This is a genomic window from Mycobacterium pseudoshottsii JCM 15466, from assembly GCF_003584745.1.
Lineage (GTDB): Bacteria > Actinomycetota > Actinomycetes > Mycobacteriales > Mycobacteriaceae > Mycobacterium > Mycobacterium marinum.
This window is the reverse complement of the sequence record NZ_AP018410.1, coordinates 538,025-549,131: the sequence shown is the minus strand read 5'-3', so window position 1 is coordinate 549,131 and position 11,107 is coordinate 538,025. Positions and strand designations below refer to the sequence as shown.

11 protein-coding genes and 1 pseudogene are annotated in these 11,107 nt (G+C 65.0%); 2 read left to right on the top strand and 10 right to left on the bottom strand.

Annotated elements, in window-relative coordinates:
* Positions 1-4 precede the first annotated feature (4 nt).
* The 5 genes and pseudogenes from MPSD_RS02585 to fadD5 form a co-directional block, all read right to left on the bottom strand.
* Complete coding sequence (locus MPSD_RS02585) at positions 5-874, bottom strand: MlaE family ABC transporter permease (RefSeq protein ID WP_086085143.1); 870 nt, start codon at positions 872-874, stop codon at positions 5-7.
* A 1-nt stretch (position 875) separates the two neighbouring features.
* On the bottom strand, positions 876-1,652 hold the full coding sequence (locus MPSD_RS02580) for an MlaE family ABC transporter permease (protein ID WP_015354177.1): 777 nt from the start codon (positions 1,650-1,652) through the stop codon (positions 876-878).
* 242 nt (positions 1,653-1,894) lie between these two features.
* Positions 1,895-2,011: pseudogene (locus tag MPSD_RS30635) on the bottom strand (hypothetical protein); the annotation flags it as partial.
* 19 nt (positions 2,012-2,030) lie between these two features.
* Positions 2,031-3,224 (bottom strand): ISAs1-like element IS2404/ISMul1 family transposase, encoded by a 1,194-nt coding sequence (locus MPSD_RS02575; protein WP_420811858.1) that lies wholly within the window; start codon positions 3,222-3,224, stop codon positions 2,031-2,033.
* A 61-nt stretch (positions 3,225-3,285) separates the two neighbouring features.
* Entirely contained in the window at positions 3,286-4,920 is a 1,635-nt protein-coding gene (gene fadD5, locus MPSD_RS02565) for a fatty-acid--CoA ligase FadD5 (protein ID WP_232022730.1), read from the bottom strand.
* 159 nt (positions 4,921-5,079) lie between these two features.
* Here fadD5 and MPSD_RS02560 point away from each other — a divergent pair, with 159 nt between their 5' ends.
* Positions 5,080-5,772: a GntR family transcriptional regulator gene (locus MPSD_RS02560; RefSeq protein ID WP_020785090.1), complete on the top strand. Its 693-nt coding sequence runs from the start codon at positions 5,080-5,082 to the stop codon at positions 5,770-5,772.
* Positions 5,773-5,796: 24 nt separating this feature from the next.
* On the opposite strand, the gene MPSD_RS02555 is transcribed toward MPSD_RS02560, so the two are convergent.
* Together MPSD_RS02555 and MPSD_RS02550 are read right to left on the bottom strand one after the other, a co-directional pair.
* Complete coding sequence (locus MPSD_RS02555) at positions 5,797-6,237, bottom strand: SRPBCC family protein (RefSeq protein ID WP_015354174.1); 441 nt, start codon at positions 6,235-6,237, stop codon at positions 5,797-5,799.
* 72 nt (positions 6,238-6,309) lie between these two features.
* A complete protein-coding gene (locus MPSD_RS02550) occupies positions 6,310-6,783 on the bottom strand; it encodes an acyl-CoA thioesterase (RefSeq protein WP_086085822.1) in 474 nt (157 codons plus the stop codon).
* A 38-nt stretch (positions 6,784-6,821) separates the two neighbouring features.
* On the opposite strand from MPSD_RS02550, the gene MPSD_RS02545 reads away from it, so the two are divergent.
* Positions 6,822-7,928, top strand: coding sequence for an alcohol dehydrogenase catalytic domain-containing protein (locus tag MPSD_RS02545; protein WP_036426988.1), 1,107 nt, complete (start codon positions 6,822-6,824; stop codon positions 7,926-7,928).
* Positions 7,929-7,932: 4 nt separating this feature from the next.
* Here MPSD_RS02545 and MPSD_RS02540 read toward each other — a convergent pair whose 3' ends face one another.
* From MPSD_RS02540 to MPSD_RS02530, 3 genes are read right to left on the bottom strand one after another with little or no spacing between them, the layout of a single operon-like run.
* Positions 7,933-8,862 (bottom strand): alpha/beta hydrolase, encoded by a 930-nt coding sequence (locus MPSD_RS02540; RefSeq protein ID WP_086085821.1) that lies wholly within the window; start codon positions 8,860-8,862, stop codon positions 7,933-7,935.
* On the bottom strand, positions 8,859-10,364 hold the full coding sequence (locus MPSD_RS02535) for a flavin-containing monooxygenase (RefSeq protein WP_020785093.1): 1,506 nt from the start codon (positions 10,362-10,364) through the stop codon (positions 8,859-8,861). The genes MPSD_RS02540 and MPSD_RS02535 overlap by 4 nt, the downstream gene beginning before the upstream one ends.
* A complete protein-coding gene (locus MPSD_RS02530; protein ID WP_020785094.1) occupies positions 10,361-11,095 on the bottom strand; it encodes an SDR family NAD(P)-dependent oxidoreductase in 735 nt (244 codons plus the stop codon). Before MPSD_RS02530 ends, MPSD_RS02535 begins: the two co-directional genes overlap by 4 nt.
* Between the last annotated feature and the right edge of the window lie 12 nt (positions 11,096-11,107).

Sequence of the window (11,107 nt, the reverse complement as noted above, 5' to 3'; positions counted from 1 at the left end):
GGCGCTACACCGTCAGTGCGAAGTTGGGGTTGACGCCGTAGAGCGCCAACGCGGCACACAAAACAACAACATTGACCGAGACCAGTGAGAAACGCATCGAGCGCCCCACCGCCTCGCCCACACCCACCGGTCCACCGCCGGCGTTGTAGCCGTAGTAGCAGTGCGTGACCATGACGATCGCCGCGATGATGATGGCCTCCAAGAATGACCAGAAGACGTCGTCGGGACGCAGGAACGTCCGGAAGTAGTGCTCGTAGGTGCCCGACGACTGTCCGTAGAGCACCGTCGTGACCATCTGCGGGGAGAAGAACGACATGATCATCGCCAACGCATACAGCGGGATGATCACCACCAGGCCGGCCATGATGCGAGTGGACGCCAGGTAGGAAATGGACTTGATGCCCATCACCTCCAGGGCATCGATCTCCTCGCTGATCCGCATGGCTCCCAGCTCGGCCGTCGCGCCGGCGCCGACGGTGGCCGCCAGCGCGACCCCGGTCACCACGGGACCGGCGATACGCACGTTGACCAGTGCGGAGAAGAACCCTGTGAACGCCTCCGCACCAATGTTTCCCAGGGACGCAAAACCCTGGATGGCGATCAGCGAGCTACCGGAGAGCGTCACGAAGCCGACGATCGCGGCGGTACCGCCGACGACGGCCATCGCGCCGGTACCCATGCCGATCTGGGCGATCAGCCGCAGAATCTCTTTGCGGTAGTAACGCAGCGCGTGACCCGACTGTCCGAGGCTGGTCAGAATGAACCACGCCAGGCGCCCCGATTCATCGAGTCCCCGGGTGACCGAGCCGGCGTAGCGATTGAAGTTCGCAATCGCCCTCGGGAAGCGGGCCCGCAGTACTGCGGCTGTCGACATGTCAGTGCCCCGTCCCGAATCGCACGCCGATCGTGGTCAAGATGACGTTGACCGCGTAGAGCGCGACCACGCACAACACAACTGTCTCGTTGACGGCGGTACCCAGACCCTTGGAACCGCCGCGCACCGTCAGCCCGCGGTAGCACCCGACCAGCCCGGCGATCAGGCCGAACGTCGCCGCCTTGACCATCGCGATCGTCACCTCGGGCATGCCGGTGATGGTGGTCAGCGTGGCCAGGTAGGCGCCGCCGTTGATGTTCTGCAGGTAGACACCGAACAGGTAACCGCCGACCAGGCCGACGGTGATCACCAGGGCGTTGAGCAGGGTGGCGACGAAGGTCGCGGCGATGACGCGCGGCACCACCAGTCGGTGGATGGGGTCGATGCCCAGCACTTCCATCGCGTCGATCTCTTCACGGATGGTGCGAGCTCCCAGATCGGCGCAGATGGCCGTCGAGCCGGCACCGGCCACCACCAGCACGGTGGTCAGCGGGCCGAGCTGGGTGACCGCACCGATCGCGGCACCGGCGCCGGAGATGTCGGCCGCACCGAACTGGGCGAGCAAGACGTTCAACGTGAAGATGAGCAGCACCGTCAGCGGGATGGAGACCATGATGGTCGGCAGCAGCGCCACCCGCATGACGAACCAGCACTGCAGAATGAGTTCCCGCCACTGGAACGGCCTACGGAATAGCGCCTTTCCGGTCAGCACACACATCCGGAAGAACCCGCCGACCATCGTCAGCGGTGTCTCTAGCTGGTCGCGAAGGTAGCCCATCAGGTGCGGGCCAGAAGACGTCGTCACCGTTGCCCCTTCCCGATAGGAGCACGCGGATCGCGGCTACACGGCCGATCTCGTCGCACGCCTCCTCCTTGCCCCGTCCCTAGGTGTGTGACCGACGGCTCACTACCGGCAGGCAGTAACCGAGACCACAGGAATGTACCCGATGCCTGTCTACGTGTGAACCGCATCCACACAATTAACACATCGTCTGCAGCCAGCGAACATTTTCGACCTTCTTAGCTTCCCTCTCTGAATTCAAATGACCTTGACACAGAACGACTTTCGGAGTAGACGCCTACTCCGTAGCGCAAACGCAATTCAGTTTTTAGCACCTTCCCGGAAGCAGGGCTCCGGCGTTGTTGATTAGCAGGCTTATGAGCTGGGGAATTGTGGATTGAGGAGGTCTAGGCGGCGGTTGGCGGTCAAAGCGGTGATCCGGCAGGCTTCGGCGATGTTGTCGGCGCCGTTGAGGCGGTGCAGATTGATCGCGGTGTTGCGTAGCGTTGCTAGGACCTGTGCGCCGTTTCCGGTATGTGCCCTTTGACGGTCTTCGTCGAAGGTGACGTCGCGTATCCAGTGCAGGCTGTTCTCGATTCCCCAGTGTTGACGCATCCAGGTCATGATCGCGGTAGGGCGGGCGTGCTCGAACGGCAGGCTGCAGATGGCATAGACCACCTCCACGCTGCGCTGGTCGGTGGCGGTGATCAAGCGTTCACGAGTGATCCGGATGATTTGTTTTGCGTAGGGGAAGCCGATTCCTCGTGCAGCGGTGATGATTTGCAGGGTGCGGGTCTCGACACGGCCGTGGCCGCGGGAGTCGTCGGTAGCGGCTGTGGGCACCTCGGCCCAGGGCAGCGCGGTGATACGCGCAAATATTTTGGCTTGGTTGGACTTGACGATCATCAGGTAGTGCGACTTCAAGGTGGCGCAGATCAACTTCGCGGTGACGACCTGGGTATGCATCGCATCCACGGTGACCAGCCACCGCAAGCTACCCGGCAGCAGCGTGAGCAGGGCACGTACGCAGGGAATTTCATTGCTTTTCTCGGCGACAGCGAGTTGACCGAGCACCAATCGGGCACGGTGGGCGAACACCGACACGAGATGCGTGGCTGTCGCTTTGGCGCGTAAAGCACCACGCAGCATCTTGCCGTCCAACGCGATCGGCACCAATCCACTGGGGTCGCTGCTGGCCACGTGTGCAGTGAAGTAACTGCCCATCCTGGCGTTGAGGTCGGCGGGGTCTAGCCGAGACAAAACAGCGCGGAAGGTCTTCTCACTGGGCCGCCGGAACCGGACCCCTAATTGGGCCAACACATCATCGGGAGCGGTGGCCGCCCATGTGGCAAAACCAGCATAGCCGCGCATCCCCGCGGCAGTGGCCAGAACCGCGATCGCCAACAAAGCCACCAGCGAATACCTCCGACCGCGTGGGCCCCTCGGGTCTGGCACCGAGGCCAACACATCGAGAAACTCCGATCCGATGAACTCGCTGCGCTCACCAGGACTCCAGCGGTCGAACACCTCTGGAACCGACGACACACGCAATACTGAAACGGTAGGCACGGGCAACTCCAGACCAACGACGAACAGTAACCAACTCGATCGTTCTCCAGATAGCCCGTGCCTACACTCCGGCCCCAATAGCGCGGCACCAAAGATCATCAACCCAGCTCACAAGCCTGCTAATCAACAACGCCGGAGCCCTGCTCCCGGAAGGGTTTCGCGGTAGTGCGTCTATAATCTCGAGCGCCTTCGGGTGCTTGTAACGCGCAAGCCGCTCGGTCAGGTACTCACCTAAGTCTTCGATGCGAAGGTGGTCTTTCGTTACAGCCGCGACCGCTATCGGTACCTCGCCCCACTTTTCGTCGGCTCGGCCGATCACCGCGACCTCGACAATGCCGGGGTGGCTGGCAAGCACGTTCTCCACTTCGGCGCAGTAAACGTTCTCTCCGCCGGAGATGATCATGTCCTTCTTGCGGTCCACCACCCAGACGTAGCCGTCCTCGTCCATCCGGACCAGATCCCCGGAATGAAACCAACCGCCGGCGAACGCTTCTGCGGTCGCTTCCGGGTTGTTCCAGTATCCGCTCATCAGTGTTGGTGCCCGGTAAACGATTTCGCCGACCTGACCGATGGGCACGTCGTTCATCTCGTCGTCGACGACGCGAGCGGAGACGGTCGGGATCACTTTGCCGACCGAACCTCGCTTTCGGATCGCATCTTCGCCGAGCAGCATGCAGGTGACCGGAGACATCTCGGTCTGACCGAACGCCGCCATGATCTGCGTTCCCGGGAAAACCTCTGACATCTGACGCAGCAACGCAGCCGGTGCCGGTGCGGCCCCCCACGACATCACCCGCAAGCTCAGTTCACGTGGCCGGGCTTGTTGTTCCGCGCAGACGGCCTGCCACTGGGCGGGCACCAGAAAGATGCCGCTGACCCGTTCGGCCTCCAGCACGTCGAGCAGCTGGCCGGGGTTGAACGCGCCCAGTGGATAGATCACGGTGGGGACGCCGAGCAGCATTCCGCTGAGCATGTTGCCGATCCCGGCGATGTGGAAAAACGGGACGCCGATGAAACCCACGTCGCTGTTGATATTGGCGCCGCCGGTGTAGAGCGCCGTCATCACCTGGCCGGTGAGGTTCGTGTGTGTCAGCACCGCGCCCTTGGGCCGGCCGGTGGTGCCGGAGGTGTACATGATCAGCGCCGGCGAGTCATTGGGGATGTCGACCGGTTCGGGTGGGTCACCGGTCTCACTGATGAGCTCGTCGTAGCCCACCACGGTGGGATCGGATGCGCCGCCGGCTACCACGATCGTGCTCAGTGCGGGAGCGATCTCGCGGACGCCCACGGCGACCTGGGCCAGCACTTCTTCGGTGATGACCAGACGCGGTGCGCAGTCCTCCACCAGGAACGCAATTTCGGACGGCGTGAGCCGGAAATTCAGCGGAACCGCGATGGCACCCAGCATGTTGGCGGCCAGAACAGACTCGACGAACTCGGTGCGGTTGAGCATCAGGATCATCACCCGGTCCCCGAAGCCGACCCCTCGGCGGCTTAGGGAACCGGCCAGCGCGGCAACCCGATATCGCAGGTCAGCCCACGTCACGGTGTGACCGAGGTACCTGATCGCGGTGGCCCGCGGCTGCATCATGGCATGCCGCTCGAGTTGGTTGACCCAGTTCTGCCGGCGAGCCAAATAAGGCTGCTCCAGGGCGTGAGCGGCCTGCGGCAGGTGGCTGGCCAGTTCCGCGGTCAACTATGCAGTCCCTTCACTTGCGCACCGCTTGCGTCAGACTGATATTTGATAAAACATGGTGTTGCCTGGGTCACATTAATGTGCCCGGCGGCCCCAAACAAGACCCGAGACAAGACCACGTAAAGCCCCGCCACGCTCCGGAAAGACCTGGCAGGCCGTATGAACATACCGCTGTCCGCGCGTCGCAAAAGCCGGCGGCCACTATGCCGCGCGCAGTTGTCCGACGAAGTCGCCGGCCATCTGAGAGCGGCCATCATGTCCGGAACGTTGCGACCGGGAACGTTCATCCGCCTCGATGAGACCGCGGCCGAACTCGGGGTGAGCATCACCCCGGGTCGCGAAGCCCTACTGAAGCTGCGCGGTGAGGGCATGGTGCAGCTGGAGCCGCACCGTGGTCATGTGGTGTTGCCGCTGACCCGCCAGGACATCGACGACATCTTCTGGCTGCAGGCCACCATCGCCCGCGAACTTGCGGTCACCGCCACCGAACGAATCAGTGAAGTCGACATCGGGGAACTCGAGCACATCAACGATGCGCTCACCGCGGCGGTCGGGGCCGGCGATACCGAGGCGATCGCCGCGCTGGAATTCGCGTTCCACCGCGTCCTCAACCAATCCAGCGGGCGGATCAAGTTGGCCTGGTTTCTGCTCAATGCCGCGCGCTACATGCCCGCGCAGCTCTACGCCAGCGACCCGCAATGGGGTGCCGCAGCGGTGGACAATCATCGGCAATTGATCGCGGCATTGCGGCGCCGCGATACCGCGGCGGTGATCGAGCACAGTGTCTGGCAATTCACCGATGCCGCGCACCGGCTGACGCAAATGCTGGAGACCAACGGAATCTTCAACTGACCCCGTGGAATTCCGCTGAATTTTCTAGCCGGCGGTCAATTGTTCGGCACGCAATTTGAGATTTGCGGCGAGTTGCTCGAGCACATTGTTGAGTAGCAGCTTCACCATCGGCGGCGGCACCGGCATGCTGGGCTCGACGTCAATGTCCACCGTCAGCAAACTGGCGGCACCGGCTTCCACCACGCTGAACAACTGCTCCTGCTTGAGGAACAAATCGCCCTGCTGCATGACGGTTTGAATCTGATTCTCGCCCGGGTAGTACACGGCGTGGATGTAGACGCCCTCGAAGCCTTGAACCGAGGCGTCAAGCCGCACCTGGCTGGGACGGCCGTCGTCGTAGCGAGCCAGCACCCAAGCCCCTTTGACCCCTTCGTTCCATTCGGGGTACCGCTCGATATCTGCGACGATCCCCATGATCGATCCGGCGTCGGCGCTGACTTCGACGGTCTTGCTCAAAACTGGCATTGGCGAAGCATACCTGGGCACTCGGCAGGCGCCGGGCGTGCAGCCAGGCCGGTGATTAGGGTGTGCCGGTACCTAATTCACGCACGCGGTGGCCAGCAATGTGCGGATGGTCTCGGGGATCGGAACGGGTTTGCGGCTGACGCGGTCAACGTAGACGTGCACCCAGCGCCCCAGCGCGGCGATCGGCCCCGGCCCAGCCGGTCCCTCCCCGGCCCCGGGACTGGAGTTGAACACTGCAAGGCGGTAGGTGACGCTGCTGCGGCCCAGCCGCGTCACCGCCAGCCCCACCACGAGCTCTTGCGGGAAATGCAGTTCGGAGAAGTATCGACAGCCCGACTCCGCGACGATGCCCAGCGCGGCGGTGGTGAGCGGGTCAAGGCCGGTGCGGGTGTTGATCCAGGCGTTGATGGCCGTGTCGAACAGCTGGTAGTAGGCGGCGTTGTTGAGGTGGCCGAACATGTCGTTGTCGGCCCAGCGGGTGAGCACCGGCCAGAGCACCGGAAAATCACCGCTGGACAGCTCGTCCGGGGACGGCCCCGCGGGCACCGATGGAACTGGGACTTCAGCCATGGTTGTATTCCAACATGATTCACATCCGGGGTGCGGTCCTGGAGCGAATCGGTTCGCCCCGGCCGTACGCCCAATCTCGTCCCATCAGCGTCGTCGATCTCGATCTCGATCCTCCGGGCGACGACGAGGTGCTGGTCCGCATCGAGGCCGCGGGCGTGTGCCACTCCGACCTGTCGGTGGTCGACGGCAATCGGGTCCGGCCGGTGCCGATGCTGCTGGGCCATGAGGCGGCCGGAATCGTCGAGCGGGTCGGCGACCGGGTCGACGATCTGGCCGTCGGCCAGCGGGTGGTGCTGGTGTTCCTGCCGCGCTGCGGCCACTGCCCGCCCTGCGCCACCGAGGGCATCACCCCCTGCGCACCGGGCAGCGCGACCAACGCCGCCGGAACCTTGCTCGGTGGCGGCATCCGGATCAGCCGTTCTGGGCAACCCATCTACCACCACCTCGGCGTCTCGGGTTTCGCGACACATGCCGTGGTGAATCGGGCCAGCGCGGTTGCGGTGCCCGACGAGGTGCCCCCGCAGGTGGCCGCACTACTGGGATGCGCGGTGTTGACCGGCGGAGGCGCGGTGCTCAATGTCGGCAAGCCGGTAGCCGGGCAGTCGGTCGCCGTCGTCGGGCTCGGGGGGGTCGGGATGGCCGCGGTGCTCACCGCCTTGACTCAGGACGGCGTCGCGGTATTCGGCGTGGACCAATTGCCCCAAAAGCTCTCGGCCGCAGAAGCCCTCGGGGCCAGCGCCACCTATACCCCACAGCAGGCCGCTGCCGCAGGCGTGAAAGCCGACGTGGTGATCGAGGCGGCCGGGCACCCGGCGGCGCTGGAGACCGCGATCGGGCTGACCGCACCCGGCGGCCGCACCATCACCGTCGGCCTGCCCCCGCCGGATGCGCGCATCAGCGTCGCACCGTTGGGCTTCGTCGCCGAGGGGCGCTCACTCATCGGTAGCTACCTGGGCTCGGCGGTCCCCAGCCGCGACATCCCGCGGTTCGTGTCGTTGTGGCAATCCGGACGCCTGCCGGTGGAATCGCTGGTGTCCGCGACGATTCGGCTGGACGACCTCAATGAGGCGATGGACCACCTGGCCGACGGCACCGCCGTGCGTCAAATCATCGTGTTCTGACCCACTAATCCGGGTAGAACGCGTCCGCCAGGGCATGACCCTGCATCGCGAACAGCCGCTGCGAGGTCGTCCATTCCGGTAGTAGCGAATCGAACCCGTGGCAGGCGCGCGGGAAGATGTGCAGTTCGGTGGATACCCCGGCTCCCAGCAGCCGCTGCGCGTAATCGAGCACTTCGTCGCGAAACGGATCGATCTCGCCGCAGGTGATCAACGTCGCTGGCAGGCCTGCCAGTTGACCGCGCCGGCCCGGGACCGACTCCGGTGAAGGTGTCTGCCCGGCCAGGTAATGACGCCACATGAGACTCGCCGCCTCACCATCGAAGGCCGGGGTGGCGCGGAACTCCGACCGGGATGCGGTGGGGCGATCGTCGAGCACCGGCTGGTGCAGCAGCTGGAAGATGACCGGTGGCAGCGACCCGTCGGCGGCGCCGTGCGCCAGGGTGGCGCCGGCGCTGCTACCGGCCACCGCCAGCCGCCGCGCGTCGAATCCCAACCGTGTCGCGTTGCCAACCACCCACGTCAGCACCTCGATCGCGTCGCGCAATGCCGCCGGGTAGGGGTGTTCGGGCGCCAGCCGGTAGTCGACCGAAACCACCGCACAGCGGGCACGACGAGCCAGCTCCAGGCACTGCCGGTGGTCGGTGTCGAGATTTCCTAAGGCGAAGCCACCCGCGTGGCAGTAAACGACTACCGGCGCCGGCGTCGGGGCAGCCCGGTAGATGCGGACCGGCACCGGCCTGCCGGCCTCCCCGGTGGCAACATCGTCGGCCACCGCTACCCCGGCGGCGGCCGTCTCGGTCGCGGCCGCCTCCCGGCGGCGCTGGTTCATCGACTCGCGGATCGTCAGGATCGACTCCGCGGTGAAGTCGATTCGCGCCGTCGCGACGGCGCGCAGCAAGGGGTCCAGCCGATCGACGGCCTCGGGTTGGGTCACCGCTGCCCCGCGTTGCGGTCGCCACCGTCCGCGGCGAACACGGCAGCGGGCTGGAAGCTGAAGTCTGCGGGCTTGAAGCGGCGCGTCATCCCCCAAAAGCTACGCGCGCTGCGCGGCCATTGCGTGACCACACGCCCGTTGGGCGCACGAAAGTAGTTGCTGCACTCGGTGGTCCAGACCGTCCCTGTCATCCACCGGTCGACCTTGGCTATGAATTCGGCCAGCACCCCCGGACGCACCGCGATGTAGGTCTTGGATTTGCGCCGCAGATGGGCCAGCGCCGCCACAATGTAGCGGGCCTGGGCTTCGAGCATGAAGATCACGCTGTTGGAGCCGACATTCGTATTGAGTCCGTAGAGCATGAAGAAGTTGGGAAAGCCGGGTACGGCCATCCCCAGATAAGCGTGCGCCCCGTCCCGCCAGACTTCATGCAGCCCAGCACCGTCCTCTCCGAGGACTTCCAGCTGACCCAGATAGTCGGCCGCGGCATAGCCGGTGGCGCACACCACGACGTCGACGTCGTATTCGGCGCCGTCCGCGGTGACCAACGATCGTTGCCTCAGGTAGCGGGCCGGACTGGTCACCAGCTCAACATTCGGGCGGGTCAGGGCGGTCAGAAACTCCGATGAGAACACCAGGCGCTTGCAGCCCATCGGATGGTCCGGGGTGAGTTGGCGACGCAATTGCGGGTCGCTGACCGTGTTTTCGAGCATCCGCAACGCCAGCTCCGTGAACTCTTTGGTCTTCGGGCTGCCGTGCTCGATCACGGAGATATTCGACTCGCTGCGCAGCCACAGCCGGGTCCGGTATAGCCGCGCGGCAAACGGAACGTGGGCGAAGACCCAGCGTTCCCAGCGGGAGTAGGGCCGATCCGGCTTGGGCAATATCCAGGTCGGTGACCGTTGTATCGAGTACACCCGATCCGCGACCTTGGCCAACTCCGGCACCAGCTGCGCCGCGGTCGAACCGGTACCCAGCACCGCGATTCGGGCGCCCGCGAGCGGCACCGAGTGATCCCACCGCGACGAGTGCATCACGGTTCCGGTGAAGCGCTGCTGCTCAACGAGATCCGGATAGGCCGGCCGGCTGAAGATGCCGACGGCCGATACCACGACACTGAATTGGTGCTGTTCACCGTCCGCGGTGCTCAGGGTCCACTGCCGGGTCTGGCTTTCCCAACGTGCGGATCGTATTTCGGTGCCCAGCCGCAGATGGGGTCGCAGCCCGTACCGATCGGCGCAGCGCTGAAAGTATGCCAATATCTCGGGCTGTCCGGACCACAGCCGTGACCAGCCCGGATTGAGGTCGAACGAGTACGAGTACAGGTGCGACTTCACGTCGCAGGCCAGTCCCGGATAGGTGTTGATCCGCCAGGTGCCACCCATGTCGGATTCTCGGTCGAAGATGGTGAAGTTCTCAAAGCCACGGTTTTTCAGCAGAATTCCCAGCGCCAGCCCGCCGGGGCCCGCGCCGATGATGCCGACCGATAGCGGGCTGGTCATGGCACCTGCAGGCACTGTCCGCCGTCGACCACGAGTTCGGATCCCGTGATGAATGATGAGTTCTCGGAGACCAAGAACGCCACCGCATCGGCGACTTCGGCGGGCCGGCCCAGCCGGCCGAACATCGAAACCGCCGCCAGCCGAGCCTGAGTCGGCTCATCGAGCATGGACGTCGCGATCGGCCCCGGGAACACCGCGTTGACCCGGATACCGGCGGGCGCCAATTCGGCCGCAGCCGTTTGGGTCAGGCCCCTTAGTGCCCACTTGGCCGCACCATAGGCGCAGTGGTGTGGGAATGGCCGGATCGCCCCGGTGCTGCAGATGTTGACAATCACCGGGCCTTCGGCCGCGCTCAGCGCGCCGAGCGCCGCCCGCATGCCAAGGAAGGCACCCAGACAGTTGACCCGCCAAGCACTTTCGAAGCCGGCGGCCGTCTCATCGACCAGCGCCGCACGGTGCAGCACGCCGGCATTGTTGATCAGTGCGGTCAACGCCCCGAATCGGGTGACGGCGCGCTCGACGGCCTCCTGCCATTGCGCTTCATCGGTCACATCCAGGGCCAGGGAAATCACGGCATCGTCGCCCGACTCGGCGACCAGCGCATCGAGTCGGTCGGCGCGTAGATCGCATGCCGCCACCGAGTGGCCTTCGGCGCGCAGTCGTTGGATAATCGCCCACCCCTGCCCGCCGGCGGCTCCGGTTACCAGCGCGACGCGCCCGCCGCCGGTCATCGGGTGCCCGCC